General features: G+C 53.0%; 13 protein-coding genes. 11 read left to right on the forward strand and 2 right to left on the reverse strand.

Annotation, left to right across the window (positions count from 1 at the left end):
* The 8 genes from DXC79_RS03060 to DXC79_RS03095 form a co-directional block, all read left to right on the forward strand.
* On the forward strand, positions 1-1,196 hold a 1,196-nt coding region (locus tag DXC79_RS03060; RefSeq protein ID WP_117635095.1), incomplete at its 5' end, for a sugar nucleotide-binding protein.
* Positions 1,196-1,777 carry a DapH/DapD/GlmU-related protein gene (locus tag DXC79_RS10280; RefSeq protein WP_117635096.1) on the forward strand — a complete coding sequence of 194 codons (582 nt, stop codon included), beginning with the start codon at positions 1,196-1,198 and terminating at the stop codon, positions 1,775-1,777. The genes DXC79_RS03060 and DXC79_RS10280, both read left to right, overlap by 1 nt.
* Positions 1,764-2,759, forward strand: a complete 996-nt coding sequence (locus DXC79_RS03070; protein ID WP_147327474.1) for a glycosyltransferase — start codon at positions 1,764-1,766, stop codon at positions 2,757-2,759. The genes DXC79_RS10280 and DXC79_RS03070 overlap by 14 nt, the downstream gene beginning before the upstream one ends.
* Positions 2,759-4,009 (forward strand): hypothetical protein, encoded by a 1,251-nt coding sequence (locus DXC79_RS03075; RefSeq protein ID WP_147327475.1) that lies wholly within the window; start codon positions 2,759-2,761, stop codon positions 4,007-4,009. Before DXC79_RS03070 ends, DXC79_RS03075 begins: the two co-directional genes overlap by 1 nt.
* A 2-nt stretch (positions 4,010-4,011) precedes the next feature.
* Positions 4,012-5,271 carry an oligosaccharide flippase family protein gene (locus DXC79_RS03080; protein WP_158550954.1) on the forward strand — a complete coding sequence of 420 codons (1,260 nt, stop codon included), beginning with the start codon at positions 4,012-4,014 and terminating at the stop codon, positions 5,269-5,271.
* A 10-nt stretch (positions 5,272-5,281) separates the two neighbouring features.
* Positions 5,282-6,376: a polysaccharide pyruvyl transferase family protein gene (locus DXC79_RS03085; protein WP_117635100.1), complete on the forward strand. Its 1,095-nt coding sequence runs from the start codon at positions 5,282-5,284 to the stop codon at positions 6,374-6,376.
* A gap of 8 nt (positions 6,377-6,384) precedes the next feature.
* Entirely contained in the window at positions 6,385-7,413 is a 1,029-nt protein-coding gene (locus DXC79_RS03090; RefSeq protein ID WP_117635101.1) for a glycosyltransferase, read from the forward strand.
* A gap of 4 nt (positions 7,414-7,417) precedes the next feature.
* Complete coding sequence (locus tag DXC79_RS03095; RefSeq protein WP_158550955.1) at positions 7,418-8,257, forward strand: SDR family NAD(P)-dependent oxidoreductase; 840 nt, start codon at positions 7,418-7,420, stop codon at positions 8,255-8,257.
* 35 nt (positions 8,258-8,292) lie between these two features.
* Here DXC79_RS03095 and DXC79_RS03100 read toward each other — a convergent pair whose 3' ends face one another.
* Entirely contained in the window at positions 8,293-10,920 is a 2,628-nt protein-coding gene (locus tag DXC79_RS03100; protein ID WP_117635103.1) for a transglutaminase domain-containing protein, read from the reverse strand.
* 769 nt (positions 10,921-11,689) lie between these two features.
* Here DXC79_RS03100 and DXC79_RS03105 point away from each other — a divergent pair.
* A complete protein-coding gene (locus tag DXC79_RS03105) occupies positions 11,690-13,144 on the forward strand; it encodes a reverse transcriptase domain-containing protein (protein WP_117635104.1) in 1,455 nt (484 codons plus the stop codon).
* Positions 13,145-13,368: 224 nt separating this feature from the next.
* Here the strand turns inward: DXC79_RS03105 and DXC79_RS10260 are convergent, their stop codons facing one another.
* Positions 13,369-13,500 (reverse strand): hypothetical protein, encoded by a 132-nt coding sequence (locus tag DXC79_RS10260; RefSeq protein ID WP_255413169.1) that lies wholly within the window; start codon positions 13,498-13,500, stop codon positions 13,369-13,371.
* Between the two features lie 208 nt (positions 13,501-13,708).
* On the opposite strand from DXC79_RS10260, the gene DXC79_RS03110 reads away from it, so the two are divergent.
* Positions 13,709-14,527 (forward strand): hypothetical protein, encoded by an 819-nt coding sequence (locus DXC79_RS03110; RefSeq protein ID WP_117635105.1) that lies wholly within the window; start codon positions 13,709-13,711, stop codon positions 14,525-14,527.
* 483 nt (positions 14,528-15,010) lie between these two features.
* Positions 15,011-16,420 carry a hypothetical protein gene (locus tag DXC79_RS03115; RefSeq protein WP_117635106.1) on the forward strand — a complete coding sequence of 470 codons (1,410 nt, stop codon included), beginning with the start codon at positions 15,011-15,013 and terminating at the stop codon, positions 16,418-16,420.
* Positions 16,421-16,727: the final 307 nt, after the last annotated feature.

Raw genomic sequence — 16,727 nt, forward strand, 5'->3', positions numbered from 1 at the left:
TGCGCGAGGGCAGCGCCACCTACGGGAAGGTGTTCACCTGCACGCTCGACCCGAGCAAGGCCATCTACGTCCCGCGCGGCGTGGGCAACAGCTTCCAGGCGCTCGAGGACGGCACCGCCTACACCTACCTGGTGGACGCCCACTGGTCGCTGGAGCTCAAGAGGACCTACACCTTCGTGAACCTCGCCGACCCCGAGCTCGCCATCGAGTGGCCGATCCCGCTGGACCAGGCCACCGTCTCCGAGGCCGACCTCAACCACCCGATGCTGAGGGACGTCGTCCCCATGGCGCCGAAGCGCACCCTCGTCACCGGCTGCGACGGCCAGCTGGGCCATGCGGTGCGCGCGCTCGCCGAGGATCGCGGCGTGGCGAAGGACTTCGACTTCTGCGACATCGACACCTTCGACATGTCCGACCCGGAGGCCTATTCGCAGTACGACTGGTCGCTCTACGGCACCGTGATCAACTGCGGCGCCTACACGGCCGTGGATAAAGCGGAGACCCCCGAGGGCCGCGTGACCGCCTGGAAGGCCAACGCGACGGGGCCCGCCCTGCTCGCCCGCACCTGCGCCGGGCACGGGATCACGCTCGTCCACGTGTCCTCCGACTACGTCTTCGACGGCACGGCCGAGGTCCACACCGAGGACGAGCCCCTCAGCCCGCTGTCCGTCTACGGCCAGACCAAGGCGGCCGGCGACATCGCCGTGGCCGGCTGCCCGCGCCACTACATCATGCGCTCCAGCTGGGTCATCGGCGAGGGCCATAACTTCGTCAAGACCATGAGGGGGCTGTCCGACCGCGTCGCCGACCCCGAGGATAAGCTCACGCAGGTCACGGTCGTCGACGACCAGCTGGGCCGCCTGACCTTCACGCGCGACATGGCCGAGGGCATCTTCCACGTGCTGGGGACGCACGCCCCCTACGGGACCTATAACTGCACCGGCTCCGGCGCCGTCAGGTCCTGGGCGGACATCGCCCGCGCCGTCTTCGAGGCCGCCAACGGCAACGGGGAGAAAGTGGTCCCGGTCAGCACCGCCGACTACTACGCGAACGCCGCCGGCCCCATCGCCCCGCGCCCGGTCCACTCCGCGCTCGACCTGTCCAGGCTCGAGGCCGCCGGCTTCCACATGCCCGACTGGGAGGAAGAGCTGGGGGAGTACCTCAAGACTTTCGCCATGCAGGATGGTGAAGCCTAATGTTTGGTCAATATGGTCCTTCTGAGACGTTTAAAAATGTGTTGGCGCTACTTCTCACCAAGGTGTTGTTCCCTGGTGCGAGACTTGTCCGCCGCCCCTTTTACCTTCGTGGTGGCAAGTGTCGCTTCGTTTATGGTGAGGGTTTCACCTGTGGTTATTCTTGTCGTTTCGACCTTGCTGGTGACGGCACCCCTCTAATTGTCGGCAAGAACTGCAAGATAAACGATCGAGTTCATATCTCTGCGCATGAGAGTGTCGTTATCGGAGATAACGTGCTCATGGCTTCGAATATTTTTATATCTGATAACAGTCATGGGTCCTATGGCGACGATTCCTCGTTGCCCGATATGGCGCCTGATGATCGAAAGATAGTTACTAAGCCCGTGCGCATTGGCGATAACGTGTGGATAGGCGAAGGTGCAGCGGTGATGCCCGGTGTGACCATTGGCAACGGTGTGATTATCGGTACCAATGCGGTGGTGACTCGCGACGTTCCCGACAACGTGATCGTTGCCGGGGTTCCCGCTAAACCCATTAAGCGATTTGTGGGGGGGGGGTGGCTTCCCAGTGGAAAACGGTAAGACCCCAAAGGTAAGCATCGTCGTCCCCATGTATAACGTGGGCGAATACGCCGCGGCTTGTCTTCGCTCTCTTATGGGCCAGACGTATAAAAACATAGAAATTGTGGTTGTTGATGATGGGGCAACCGATGATACGGCAGATATATGTGCCCGTACCATTGCGGATGATGATCGAGTTAAACTCGTGCACAAGGAGAACGGAGGCCTCTCTTCCGCTCGTAACTTCGGCCTCGCCCGTGCTACTGGCGACTTTGTCACATTTGTGGACGGTGACGATGTCCTGGACAAGTGGGCCGTGGGGCATATGGTTGCCCTTGCCCAGAAGACGGGCGTGCCGCTTGTCACATGTGAATATAAGAAGATTGACTCGACTGACGACTTTGGGTGTCAAGAGATTGGCGAAGGCAAGATCGTTTCCGGCGACGAACTTCTTGGAATGTTGCTTCTGCTTAACGGTGAGTCCGGCTCTGCCTGCGCGAAGCTGTATGCTAGGGAACTATTCCCGCTCCTTGCGTTTCCCGAGGGACAACTGTTCGAGGACTTTGGCGTTGAAGCTACTGTCTTCTCTAGTGTTGATAAGGCTTGTATTTCTGGCGCAGAGCTTTATGGCTATCTTGCCCGCGAGGGTTCCATTACTACGAATAAGAAATACGAAGACAAGCACCTTGAGGGCATGGAAGCGTCTTTGTCAACTGTGAGAGACGTGGTTGATGATAGACCTGAGTTGAAAGATGCGTTTGCTTGCTTTGAGGCTTTTTGCTCTCTTCGCGTTGCGTCGAGGCTGGATTTGAATAAATGCATCGACAGGCGCAAGGCTAAGGCTTATGTCCTTAATGCGAGGAAACGCTGCAGGAAGGTCGCCGGCAACCCTCTTGCGAGCAAGACTTGGCGCTTTCGCTGCGGGCTTTTTGCATCTTCGCCAGCACTTCATAATCTTGTATACAGCCTTTACGGCAACTTGACCGGAAAGGTCGTAGGATGATGGATACACTCGAGCTTGATTTGACAAACTCGCATCGCATTGTTCCTCGCAAATCTGACGCCGGTGCATATAACAACGCCTATTTTCTCCTCGCCCTTCTATCATGCTTTCTCTTTCCTTTTGCTTCGATTTTCTTCATTATTCTTTATATTAGGTCCGAGAAGCATTCGAGTGTGGGCCTGGCGATTCTGGTTGGTCTTTGCTCTGGCGCAATTGCCTATGGGGTTAATACGACATTAATGGCTGACATTGATCGATATACCAACAGTCTGCCTATCTTTCGTGAGACATCATTTTGGGACCTCCTTTCAATCAAGGGTGTCTATTCCTCTGTGGGGTCTCATGGTTACAACCTTTTTGCTTGGATTGTTTCGAGATTTAATGATGACCATCTTCTGCGAAGCGCAGTTACAGCAACTTTTTACTCAGTCTTGGCCTTTATTGTTGACGATTATGCCGTGCTTCAGGGGTGGTCGTTTAGGAGGACTTGTGCCGCCCTTTTGATTTCAGTGGCAATCCCACCGTTTTTCAACGTTCTCTCTTATGCAAAAAGTACCCCGGCTTTTTCGTTGCTTCTGTTGGCACTCTATTTGGACTTTGGGAAGCGTACCGGGCCGGTTGTATTGATTTTGCTTTACGCCTTTGCCGCCTCTACTCATTCATCTGTTTTACCGGTGATAGCTTTAAGAGTTGTGCTGCTTTTCGTAAAAAATGAGATTGCCATTTACGGCATCAGTCTTGCATTACTTCCTTTATCAAATATGCTTTCCGCCGCCTTACCGGCCTCCTTCAGGACGATACCTGTTCTTTCTCTATTTATGAGCGCTTTGGATAAGTTTTCTGTATATAGCGAGTTCAGCGATTGGGGATGGGCCGCGGCATCTCAACATAGTGTGTTGCTTATGGGGTACCGATATTATTTTGAAGCTATCGCTGTTTTCTGCATCCTTTTGGTGTTTAGGCGTTACGACGTTTCTAAATCCGGTTTGCTTGTTTTTTCAGGCATTTGGTCTGCCCTATGCATTGCAGTTTCAGTATTTTTTGCCGCAGATGTTTTCTTTCGGTATGCGATGCCTTGCTCAACGTTGTTTGTCTTAGCTTCTTTGAGTCATAAGGATGATGCCGTAAATCTATTTATAGATATCGCACTTGCGATTATTGCGGTTATCGGTTTTGTCGTTCAGTGGGCTTATCTCGCAAGCGTCGCCGATATGTCCTGCTTTATTCTTCATGGTTTGTTCGGAGTTTAGTTTTGAGTTCTCAACACAAACATTTCTACAGCAATGTCGTTTGGCAGTACGGACTGCAGATTGTTAAGTATATTTTTCCCCTCATTACGCTGCCTTATCTGACACGCGTGCTTCTGCCGGAGGGTTACGCGATCTACGCGTATGTTGTGTCGTTCATGACTTTCGCCCAGACTTTCGTCGATTTTGGCTTCAACCTTTCCGGTACTAAACGCATAGCAAAATCCGAGACTGTCGAAGAGGAGAACCGGGCTATCGGCGCTGTGACAGAGGCTCGCCTGTTGCTTGGTGTAGCGACCGGCGCTGTCGTTGTTGTTGTGGCCTGGTTCATCCCCATTACTCATTCGAACATGCTATATACCATGCTTGCATTTGTTGCTGTATTCGGTAAGGCAGTTGCTCCGGACTTTCTTTTCCAGGGACATGAAAACATGGGCCCATTGACGACTCGCTATTTTGTCTCGAAGGGTGTCTCTACTGCCTTGACGTTCGTCGTTGTCCATTCTATCGATGACATTCTGTGGATTCCTATTCTCGACATCCTTTCGAGCGTTATTGCCCTTGCCTGGTCTTTCATTTCCGCCAAGCGAATGTTCGGTACCACCATTACGTTCGTCCCCCTATGCGAGGCGCTTTCAGAGCTGAAGGTTTCCGCGCTCTATTGTTTCTCGAACATGGCCTCCGTCGTTTTTTCCGGTTTCACTACGCTTTTGATTGGTATCGTGATTACCAACAAGGCGATGATTTCCTACTGGTCCCTTGCTGTGACTGCAATTAATGCTATCCAGTCCCTTTATTCGCCAATTGTGAACAGTCTGTACCCCCATATGGTCAAGGGGGGTGACTACGGTTTTGCAAGGAAGTTGCTCCTTGTCTCTATACCCGTTCTGCTCATTGGCACCATCGCTTTCGCAGCGCTTTCCGATGTAGTTATGCTCGTGCTCGGTGGCAAGGACTATCTATCAGGTTCCTGGGTTATCGCCTGGGCTTCACCCGTACTCCTGTTTTCCTTCTATGCAACGATGGTCGGCTGGCCGATTCTTGGCGCCTCTGGCAAAGTCACTGAGGTTACCTTCACCACAGTTGGATCTGCTGTATTTTGCATTGTTTCGCTTTTGACCGTGTCTGCAATAGGAGTCGCGAGTTTGCAGGTCATTTGCATCATCCGTTGCCTTACTGAGGCAATTATGTGCGTGAGTCGCATTTGGCTCGCGCGCGGATACTTGTTTCCGTCTCGAAGTGTTACCGCCGATTGCGAAAGGTAGGGAATAAGAAATGAAAAAGTGCGTCGGTATATTGTCACGCCATGCAGTGCCGAACTACGGTTCCATTCTGCAAGCATATGCCCTTCAGGATGCGTTCGCCTCAATGGGTATCAATGCTGAGTATGTTGACTACCGCATCCCCCGGGACTTTCCTTTAGCAGATGCCATGAGGACCTCTGGCGCGCTCGGTCCGATTCGTGCGATTCCAAAAGCGATTGGTGCCCGTAAGTTCGAGGCGATGAGGAGTGATTTGTTGAAGCAGAGCCGTAGGGTTACCGACTCAGAAGAGCTCGGTAAGCTTCTTGCGGAGTACCCTGTCCTTTGTGTGGGAGGCGACCAAGTGTGGAACATCATGTCTGATGGAAACATCGAGGGCGCCTACCTTTTGGAGGGCGCATCAGACGATGCCTACAAGTTCTCCTTCTCTTCCTCCTTTGGTAAAAATGGCCTCGATCCACGCGAACGCGAACGTGCCGCCAAAGCGTTTGCGCGCTTTGATAGGCTTTCAGTGCGCGAGGAAAGTGGGCAGAAAACTCTTGAGGAAATGGGACTTGAGGCGCAAACCGTTGTCGACCCCGTGCACCTGCTCTCAAAAGAGGCCTGGTTTGATCGTATTGAGCCTCGTGCTCCCCGCGGGGTGAATGGGAAGTACTGCCTGATCTACAACCTGCATCCAAGCGATGCATTCGACCGCTATTCTGCTGCCGCATGCAAGTCACTCGGCCTCGAGGTCGTTAGCATTCGTCCGTCGCTTCGTAAGACGATGGGGAAGAATTTGTTCTACCCGTCGCTTCATGAATTCCTTTGGCTGTTTGACAATGCTACCTGCGTGCTCACGGATTCATTCCACGGGACTGCTTTTTCGTTGCTGTTCAATACGCCCTTTGTCGATATTCTGCCTGAGCAGTATGCGGAGCGTAACAAAGCAATTCTTTCTCGCTACGGGTTGGATTCCCGCATAAGCACGGAGCTTCAGCCAGAAGAGCTTTGCCTCAACGATTTTGATTGGGCGGGCGTCAATGAGTCGCTTGCCGTCAACCGTGAGTCCTCCTTGGAGTTCCTTTGTGACACCGTTGGCGAGTTCTCCGCCCGTCTTGCTCGCTAGAATAATGAATGGAAGGTCGTATTTTGAGTCAGCCATCTGTTTCCATCATCGTCGCTGTTTACAAATCTGAACAATTTCTGCCGAAGCTTCTTCATTCCTTTGAGGTTCAAACCCATAAGAATCTCCAGATTATTCTAGTTGACGATGGTTCTCCCGATGACAGCGGTCGCATCTGTGATGACTATGCTACACGTGACCCTAGGGCTATTGTTATTCACAAGCCTAATGGCGGCACTTGCTCCGCTAGGAATGCGGGACTTGGTGTCGCGACGGGTGACTATCTCATGATTGTGGACGGTGACGACTGGCTGGAGCCCGATTGTGTCGAATATTTGGTCGACTTGGCAGAGAGCACCGGCTCCGACATGTCCTACTCGGTGAATCTCTTTACAACGCGCGATAGGGAGCAGATTGTTGAGGATGTCCGAGAGACCTGGTCGGCAGAGCGCGCTACCTCTGCCATCATCTATCCCTTTATGCGACTAGGGCCTTGGAATAAGTTGTACAAACGTTCCGTAGTTGTCGACAACAATATTTCGTTTTCCGTTCCTTGGTTCGGCGAGGGTCTGTACTTTGCTACCGAGGTTGCACAGCACTCTAATCATGTGGGCGTCGGTAGACGTAAGGTCTACAACTACCGTCTGAATAACATGGGTAGCGGTCTTACCAACTACAACGTTCAAAATGGCAAGAACGCCCTTGGAAATATTAAATTCATTAAAGAGAACTTGACTCTGGACACTCCGATGGTTCGCCACGCATGCGATTGGCATATCTGGCGAAACTACGAGTTCCTACTCACTCAGATAATAGGTGCGGATGAAATGGACTCCGAAGGTGAACTCGTGAAAGAATGTACGGCGTACGTTAGGAAGAACTGGCTGTCCGTGTTCAAGAACAGCGAGGTCGGCCGTTCCGAGAAAGTAAAGATTGCATGCTGCGGCATGGCACCCGTGCTTTACGCGAAGCTGGTCATAGATCGAAATCGGAAGGGGCTCGAGGCCGATAAAGGCAAGTTCATGGATGTCGAGGAGTAGGTGCATGGCGAATTTAAAGCACGCAATCAAGCAGGGTATCGTCGCTCTTAAAGCCAAGAATATACAGCCTGTGATGCAGGCCGTCGGCGATGAATGCTTGCTCAAGGGGAAGACCGCCCTCGTAGTGGGAGGCTCAGGCGGAATCGGCAAGGCGGTCGCCAAGGCGTTCCTGAAGAACGGCGCGAATGTTGTCATCGCCGGCACTAGGCGCGCGAAGGTCGACAAGGTGGTGTTAGAGCTTGGCGGGAATTGCGCCGGGGTTGTTGTCGACCTTGCCGAGCCAGAGACCTTTTCGAAAGTCATCGACGAGGCGGTGGCATTCTACGGCCCCATCAATATCCTAGTCAATTCTGCCGGCGTTCACACCGAGGACGTCTCCATGGGCGGGTTTCTCGATTTTTCAGTTGAGGAATACGATCGTATCTTGGACATCAACCTGCGCGGCGTCTACTTCATGGTGCAGTCTGTTGCAAAGCGCATGATTTCCGATAAGGTCAGCAATGGGCATATCCTTATCGTCTCATCCTCGGCCGGCAACGAGCCCGCATGGTCTCCCTACCGCGTGTCGAAGTGGGGTCTGAAGGGCATCACTGAGGGCATGGCATCCGCCCTGGTTCCTCATGGCATTGTAGTCAACGCGATTGCGCCCGGCAGTACGGCGACTCCTCTTCTTGGCGTCGAGAAGGGCGACAGCATCTCCGCTGAGGACAACAGGCTTGGCAGGTTCGCCATGCCCGAGGAGATCGCAGAGTTCGCCGTGATGTTGGCCAGCCCCATGGGCGACATGGTCGTTGGCGATACTTTGTACGTCTCCGGTGGCCGTGGGGTCTGTGATATCCGGTAGCGGCTTTGCGGGCGCTTCAAAGTATGAGATCTCCTTTACCGTAGAAGCAGCCTGGCTGCCTCGGAAGCTTGCGTCGAACCGTCTTCGAGGGAGACTAAGCATCGAAACAGCCTCTTTGCCAAGCCTTCAGTTGCAATGAAACTTATGGTGCAACTTTTCGAGGTGACACCTCCGATTGCGGTGTTGTACCAGGTCCTGCCTCCGTTGTCAGAACATTGCCATTGATATGCGGCCGCGTGCTCAGCGTCGATTGAGAACGAGGCCTCAATTCCTGCGCTCGTTGCGCAATCTTTCGGCTGCGTGGTGATCCTCTCTTTATTCGACAATAACGAGAGTTTGGCGTTTTGAGTCGCAGCTGTTGTTCCATCCTGGAAGGTGACAACGCACCTGTAGAGACGTTTCGCAAGTGCGGCACTGGCGGTGAACCGCAGCGTAGGCAGCTTTGAGGCGGCATTGCCAATCCCGGTGTCGTACCAGCCCTTCCCATCATTGTCGGAACATTGCCACTGGTACGAGATGGCACCTAGGGCTCGCACGGAGAAAGACACTTCGGATCCAGTCGAGGCGGCCGTGTCTCGCGGTTGCCCGGTTATTTGGTTAGCGCTTAGTTTTAGTTGCGCAGTGTTTGAAGCCGAGCTAGTCCCATCAGGGAAGAATGCCAAGCATCTATAGCGGCGTTTTGACAATCCCGTACTTGCAGTGAACTCGATTCTCGCCTGCGTGGAAGTCTCACCTCCGATCCCCGTGTTGTACCATGATCTGCCCTCATTGTCGGAGCATTGCCACTGGAACGAAGTAGCCCGCTCTGCTTCGATGGCGAAGAACGCTGTTGACCCTGCGGCAGTTGTGCAGTCTTCGGGCTGGGAGCTGATGGCGTATCGGGCGACAAGGACGAGGCGTGCGGGCTCGCTTGCGAGGGTGCTGCTGTTCGGGAACGAGACTAGGCAGCGGTAGAGCCTCTTCGCGAGCTGGGCATTGGATGCAAACCTCAGGGTTTTCTGCCTGGAAGTTTCGCCGCCTACACCCGTGTTGTACCAACTTGAACCTCCGTTGTCGGAGCATTGCCATTGGAACGATGTCGCGCTTGGTGCCGTTACGGTGAATTCGGCTTGGGCTCCGTTGTATACTTCACAGTCCTTCGGCATGGTTGTTATGGCGTACGTGGTCTCATAGCTTGCTGTGAGGTCGTACTTGGCGCTCCATTTGCTGTTCGATTCTTTTGTGACGCTAGATGCCGCAGTAAGCTCAACCTTGGCGCCATCAGTCTTCCACTCTCTCTGATTCATAGCATAAGCAACAATCCCATTCTGAATCCCCGAGATGCTCGGCGGGAAGGACTGGTCGTCGGCATCGATGGAAAAGCTCTCTTCCTTGGCATCCAGGTGCTGCTGAATGCGGTCGGCATATTTCTCGGCCCATTCATCGGCCTTGCCGTTTCGCACAAAGTAATTGTTGGATAGGTCGGTCGAGCGGTAAGCGTAGTCGGCCTTTTGGTAGTTTGCTGTGTGATCGGAGTGGGCTATTGCCATGAGCTCGTCGGTCAGGCCAAAGTACAGATGTCGCTGGTCCAGGTCCCCGTACCAGTTGTCGCTGGTGTCGTCCCAGGTTAGGTCCATCTGGCACCATTTGCCGTCGATCTTTACGGCGTTCCAGGTGTGGCCGTTGCCGGTGATGCGGCCGTTGGCGATGCCCGCGGCGTCAAGGAGCTTGGAGTAGATGCGCTGGTAGCTCTCGCAGGTGCCCTGGTGGCGCGTGAGGCCGCTTTCGGCCGAGCACCAGTTGAGGCTGTGGTCGTACTCCAGCTGGTCGAGCGTCCAGTCGTGGAGCCACAGCGCCATGTCGTATTCCGAGCCGTTTGTTTCTTGCCTGCACTGGGCCACGGCGTTGTTGACGATTTGTGTGACGCTTGGGCGGGTGGCGTCGTTTACGGTCACCTCCGCCGTGGCGCGCAGGTAGTAGATTCCCTTGTCGTTTTGGGGGTCGTTTCTGTCGTTGTCCATAAAGTAGAAGTAGATGCGGTACGTGCCCGATGCCGTGAAGTCAAAGGTAAAGTCGTGGCCCGCGGTGCCCAGGCTGTAGTAGCTGGCCCATGCCGGGCGCGACGGGTCGCAGACGCTATCCTGGCTGCCGCCGTCCCAATAGGTGGGCACGTCCATGCGCGCTTTGGCCTGGGACGAGCCGTTGGCCTGGGTTACGTGGAAGGTCGTCGCGGTGCCCGCGGGGGCGTCGTTCCACGAGACGGTGAAGGTGACGCCGTTTTGGGTTGCGGTGGCGGAGTGGGCGTAGCCGGTTTGTGCCGTGGCGGAGATGGCCTCGGGCGTGGGGGTGACCTGGGCTCGGAGGGATGGGGTGGGGACTGTGGTGGCCGTGCCGATTGCGGCGGCGGTGCCGGGGGTAGCGGCGGTGCCGTCGGCGCTTTCCGTGTTGACGGCGCTGGTGCCGGTGGACGTTGTGGTGCCGTTCTCTACGGTATCTGCTGCCGCATTTGTGTTGCTGTCGTCTTCAGCTTTGGCTGTGTCGCTGTTCGTGGCGTCGGCTTGCGTCTGCTGCTCGGCTGTTGTTCGAGGCTGGATGGCTTCCGCGATGGCTGCCACGGGCATCGTCGCGCTGGCCATGGACGTGCACGCGATCGCGCAGAGCAGGTAGTAAAGGGGTCGTTTCATAGCGGAGCCTCTCGGTGAGCAGCCAATAGGGTCCGAAGGCAGCTCCAGGCCAGCACTCCGCACATATTTTGTTGGGTTTATTTTACGGGAACCCCAGTCAACATCAGGGAACTTTCTGGGGAATGTTGGGGAGGGGGAGGAGTTGGTCCTCTGCCTCGCTGTGCGCTGATGTCTTCGCCCTCGGCGATGCGCCCGTCGGCGAGGAGTGCGAAGCGGCCATGCTGAACAATGCCACTCCACCTGTCTGTGCATCCAAACTTCTAGATTATGCATATCGGGATTTTCACGGTGTTGTCGGCGATTTTGTCTCGCGGACCGTGTGCATGCATTAGATGAGGAGGCGCTTGTATCCGTAGAGACGCATCGGCATTTTCGATGCGACCGCCGTCAAGACAATTGGGTGTGCATCAAGGCGCTGTTAACTGCATGAGCCGATTTCTTATAACCTGTTTAAGCAAAGCAAGAATGGGGAATAAAGCTTGGTGCCCATCGCGAACTGGCGATGGGGTACGCTACTGCCGTCAATATCGCAAACGACGAAATTCCGACGTTCGCAACATTGACACCAGCGTTGCCTGCTGCTAGCTGGATAAGAGCCTCGATGGTCATAAGTACCAATTCCTCGCTTTCGTCTAGTATCGCATAGGCAAGCATTGTTTTAGGTGGCCGCGAAAGCGTTGGTTGCACTTGCTGCGCCTTTGATTAGCCTGTCCGGGGAGGGTTAGTCGCCGCTTGTTGATCCGGACAGGTTGATTTATTTGGGGGTATTTTGGTCGAGTTCGATATCACTCGTATTCCTCGATATAGTTCCAAAAGTTCATATGCCCATTTCGATCATAGGGTCTCTTTTGCCGAAGTTCAGGCCAAGATTTTAGATTCAGAGTACGTTTCCAATCACGCGTTCTACCCTTTAATTTCCAACGAGATCATTACTGTTCGGTATCGTGGAGGCAAGCGAAGCTGCAAGGTTCGTAATATCGCTTATGCCTCGCATTTCGATCACCGCGTCTTCCAGTACTACTCTTATCTGTGGTCGGACTTATATAACAAGAAGGCTATTGCCGAAGAGTTTGATGAGGTTGCCGTAGCGTACCGCTCTTCGCTTTCATCAGACGGCGCCGTAACTGCTGGTAGCAATATTTCCTCAGCTAAAAAGGCATTCGACTATATGCGTGTGCAAGATTCGGCTTTTGTGCTTACGGGTGATTTCGAGAGCTTCTTCGACAACTTAAACCATGTCCATCTAATGGCGTCGTTGCGTTCGTTGTTTCCCAGTGGACGCTTGCCGGACGATCACTATCAAGTCATTAAAAATATCCTCCGCTATTCGTGCTGGCCTATTGGTGATTTGGCTGCTCGACATGAATTGCCATGGCCAGTAATCGATCCTGCTCGGGAGAAAACGATTAGTGATGCGGCTATCGATCTTCGGTTCAAGTCTATTCGCGAACTTAACAAGCTGGATGTTATCTTGCCAAAGTCTGAGTTTCTTGCAAACAAAAGTAAAGTCATCACCAGGCCGTGGCGGCGAACGGGTATTGATCTCGGCATTCCTCAGGGTCTTGCTGCAAGTGGAGTGCTCGCTAACATCTATATGGCCGATATCGATATGAAAGTCAGGCTTGCCGTTGAACGGGTTGGTGGCTTGTATCTTCGTTATTGCGATGACTTTATTGTTGCCGTTCCAAAATCTGGCTTTGATGCACTTGTAGAGGCAATCAATCTAATGACCGATGTTGATTCCGTTAAACTGCAGCCTGAGAAAACCAAAGCGTTCCGGGTTGATAGCAGCGGGGTTGCTCAGCTTGATTTTGAAAGCGTTCGTACGGGTAAGGTCCTTTCGTACTCCGGTGCACATCCGGCACAGAAAGTTAGCTTCTTGGGGTTTGACTTTGACGGGCGCGTTGTAAGACTTCGACAGTCTACGGTTGGAAGGTACCATAAGCGTCTCCGTGAGGCAGCCAGTGCGATTGCGCGTTCTAATCAGGGGGAGGGAAGGCACGCATCAAAAAAGCGCGTCTCCGCTCTGTATCAACATTATTCGCCGCTTGGTATTAAGGGGAGAGGGTTGTGCCCATCGGCTGGCTCCGACTCTTCTGCATTTTTCCGCTACGGGAACTTTCTTTCCTACGTAGCGAGAGCCCAAAAGGCGTTTCCCAATGATCCGATTGCCCCCGATGAGTCTAAGATTTACAGGAAGATTAAACGCTTGAGTGCTCGGTAGACGATAGTTTTAACGCCAGATCATTCATAGCCATAAATACTTAATCGATATCGGCCAATTCCGATCACTAGGTAACAATTGATGTGCCTTCACGCGGTCGCGGAACGATGCCTCTGAAACTCGAGCCGAACATCAGAATGATATGACAAGAACGGTAGTGTCGCGAAAGTTGGTGTAATGGACTCCTTGGCCCCTGTGTCCAGGATCCGGAATCTATCGATATCCTAGGCCGACTCCACTCTGTCGGCAAGCTCAAGGCTGGATTCGACCATCTTCCCGGCAGTCTTTTCCAGCTCGGCCCAGTCATGACAGCACGATGCTCCCCTTCGCAGCGCCGCGTCGTGCAACTCGGCCATCTTCCTCTCCGAGAAGTAGCGCGAGGTTGCCATGGAAACGGCCAGGATAACCCCGAAAGCGGCCTGAACGCGCCATGGTGCGCGTATTCTAGGCGAAGGCACGGACCCTTCCGAGCCAGGACGGGCCGCTCGCTCGGCCAACTTTGGCGTACCCTGCTGGAACGGCTTCCGTCAACATCCGTAAAACTACCGCAAAGAGGAGGCCACAGTGATAGATAAGAGGCTTATTGAAGCCGTTCCCGGAGCCGAGAGACTTAAATCCGCAATGATTACCCCAGAATTGTTTGTTAAGGACCTCATGCAAGACTATTCTGGGCGTCCGTTATATACATACGAGGAATGGACGCGCGAGCTCATCAACCACTCCAACGCTTTCAAGGAACTGACCAGAGGTGCGGAGTTTCATGCGCCCGTATCCGAGGCAAATGGGGAGTGCGATGCGGTATCAGACGCGTATCAGTTAGATTTCAAGCTCATCTTCGGAAAATCCATGATGCGCGCCGTAAGTCTCACTTCGTCAAGGCGAGTTTCAGACCGCGGAATAACTTTAGAACAACTTTGCAGAAGTCATGTAAAAGAACAGAGAGGCTTACGCCTGCATGCAATTCTCAGGGATTACAGCCTCGCCAAGCTTGACGAGCTTCTAAAAACTGAGAGTAATAAACAATTGAGCGAAGAAGACCGTGAGGCCCGAGGACTTCTTCGCTCAATCAGTCATTCGAAAAACTTGCTGCTAATTTATCCTTGCCGCTTTGAAGGCATCGACAGACTGCCTGAACTTGAGGAAACCGCCAACGCCGCACTTTACTATGACTTCCGGAACGTGCTCGACGTCCGACGGATACACCATCCCGGCAAGGACACCTTCCTTTCATATTTTTGCGACGACCGCATGGTTGTCACAAGAGCGAGCGGGCACGGCCTATCCAAGTTCGACGATATCATGGTCGCAAAAAGCAGAACATACATGGATATTATGCGTATGCGTGATCCCGGAGAGTATCAAAGGCTGCTGAAACTTGTTTAACCGACCGCAAGGGCTAGTTTTGTGGACATCAACCCAAGATGGGACCTGCCAAGAGGACCGGACGCCGCTGCGTTCGGACTCGTTTTTCTGCATTCAAAAGCAACGCTGAGCTCGACCTCACGGCTTGCGCCTGCTGCTCGGCGGCCTTCTGAGGCTGAACCCCCTCTGCAATGGCTGCCATAGGCATCGTCGCGTTGACCATGGACGTGCACGCGGTCGCACAGAGCGGGTGGTAAGGGGGGCGTTTCATAGCGGAGCCTCTCGGTGTGCAGCCAATAGGGTCCGAAGGCAGTTTCAGGTCGGCACTCCGCACATTTTTTGTTGGGGTTTTACGGGAACCCCAGTCAACATCAGCGACCTTTCTGGGGTATGTTGGTTGATCCGGGGTGCGCAAAACAACAGTTTCAAATATTGTTGCTTCCTGTTCAATTCTGTCTATCTACAATTAATCGCAAGCGTATGACCTGAGGAGATTGTTTACAGGTGGAATCGGTCACTATTCATTGGATTGTCTTTTATGTCTTTATCGGTTTGTCGAGCGTTCAGCTTGTCCGCTTTGCTGGGCCCTTGGCGATCGGAGGGCAATACACCGTCGAAGAACTGTATCCCTCCGATGAGTCGGGCAGGCTGAACGTTGCCTACCGAATTCTCGCTCCAACAATTTGTTGCCAGCTCCCGGTGTTTATTATGGCTGCGATTTGCGATGCGTTTTCAGTTCCAGGTCCTTCGCTGCGATACATGCCTACCCTTTTCTATTGGTTGTTTCTTGGGGTAATCAAGCATGCAAGGGGTAAATTGCGGTACCGGACTCTTCCTTTCTCATTCGAGGCGTTCATGTCTCTTTTGCTGTCCGTCGCATTCGATCACTTTGTTATCGATGGCTATCTCGGAGGCCAGGGGCTAGATGTGCTTGATACTTCGAGTATTGCCTTTGAGTTTGAGCTGGCATTATTTGGTGTTGTGACCTTTTGGATTTCAACCTTTTTTAAGCGTTATCAAATTAAGTTTAGCCGTGTGTACTCAAATGCCGCTCCATCATATGTCGTTCCTTCGGACTCCGTATTTGGTTACTCTTCAATCGATACGGGTGAGGCCAGGCTCTTCTCATACGAGCGCGAATATGGCGATCTCTTACCTCAGCGATTTTCAAGTGATCTTCTGTTGAGAAGTGTTTTCTTTGCAATTATGGCGATTGAGGACGGGAATCGGCCCGAGTTTATCCGAACGATCGAGCGCATGGCAGCTCATTTCCATTTGGCAAAAACCACTGGAATAATGCAGCAGACGAGCGATGCTCCTTTGTCTGATATGGATAGCGTTAAACTCGCAATTCCCTATATTGAGCGCATGTGGGACCAGTTTCTTGTTGAATTCGCCCGTTCTGCCGAAGGGGCAGGGGGAGACGCCCTACGAATCTTCAAGTGTTACTACACCTACGATTACTGTATGTTGTCGCGGACTATCCGCAATCATTTTGCGCCGTTTTACGGGGACTATTGTGGAACGAGATTACTTAATGCTAATCGCGTATTTTGTGATGTTCTTGAATTTGAGGAAAGGCAGCGCTACGGATTGCTTCCAAAGACGGTTTCTGCGACTGGATCGATATGCGCCACTGAGCTTGGATGGCTTTCTGGGGAGTACTGTTATTGGGCCGATTACAATACGGTTGTATCCTGCCTGAATGAAAATGATGGCAATGGCGTTAAACTGGTCAGCAAAAATGATGTGAATAAAACCCAGATAACCGAGACGACCTTAAGGCTTAAGGAGCAAGGTGTTTCCGTTCTTGAGGCCAAGTATGTGCCCGGCGCTTCGGCGACCATCGTGTGCATCGGCGATTCCTCGAAGATTTCGAGTACTGTCGGTAGTGACTGGATGGTTGTTAGCTAGGTGAATCATCTTTGCCTTTCCGCATATTGATTGCGCATTCTCGTGCACGGACGCGAAAATGCTTCGCATTAGTTTCAACGCGAAGAGTATTTGCTACATGATTAACTTTTTTGGATGCGCAATTACTGCGCATCTAGGTTAACATCCAGTTAGTGATGCAGTTGTCGTGGGCTCTACGTGAGGCGATGACAAAGGAGGGTCGTTGTTTGGTTGTTATCGGCAACGGCCCTTTGATTTTAGGAGTTACTTTGGCGATGGAATTTTAGACTTTCGCTCAACTTATCGAACTCCTAGAGAGTCATGGCGT

Origin of the sequence: Collinsella sp. TF08-11AT (genome assembly GCF_003437035.1) — a bacterium.
In the GTDB taxonomy this organism is placed as follows: Bacteria; Actinomycetota; Coriobacteriia; order Coriobacteriales; family Coriobacteriaceae; genus Collinsella.

What these genes read in the sequence shown, in the direction of transcription:
- DXC79_RS03090 (WP_117635101.1), top strand. Translation starts at nt 6,385, where the DNA reads ATGGAAGGTCGTATTTTGAGTCAGCCATCTGTTTCCATCATCGTCGCT.
- DXC79_RS03075 (WP_147327475.1), top strand. Translation starts at nt 2,759, where the DNA reads ATGGATACACTCGAGCTTGATTTGACAAACTCGCATCGCATTGTTCCT.
- DXC79_RS10280 (WP_117635096.1), top strand. Translation starts at nt 1,196, where the DNA reads ATGTTTGGTCAATATGGTCCTTCTGAGACGTTTAAAAATGTGTTGGCG.
- DXC79_RS03085 (WP_117635100.1), top strand. Translation starts at nt 5,282, where the DNA reads ATGAAAAAGTGCGTCGGTATATTGTCACGCCATGCAGTGCCGAACTAC.
- DXC79_RS03100 (WP_117635103.1), bottom strand. Translation starts at nt 10,920, where the DNA reads ATGAAACGACCCCTTTACTACCTGCTCTGCGCGATCGCGTGCACGTCC.
- DXC79_RS10260 (WP_255413169.1), bottom strand. Translation starts at nt 13,500, where the DNA reads ATGGCCGAGTTGCACGACGCGGCGCTGCGAAGGGGAGCATCGTGCTGT.
- DXC79_RS03095 (WP_158550955.1), top strand. Translation starts at nt 7,418, where the DNA reads ATGGCGAATTTAAAGCACGCAATCAAGCAGGGTATCGTCGCTCTTAAA.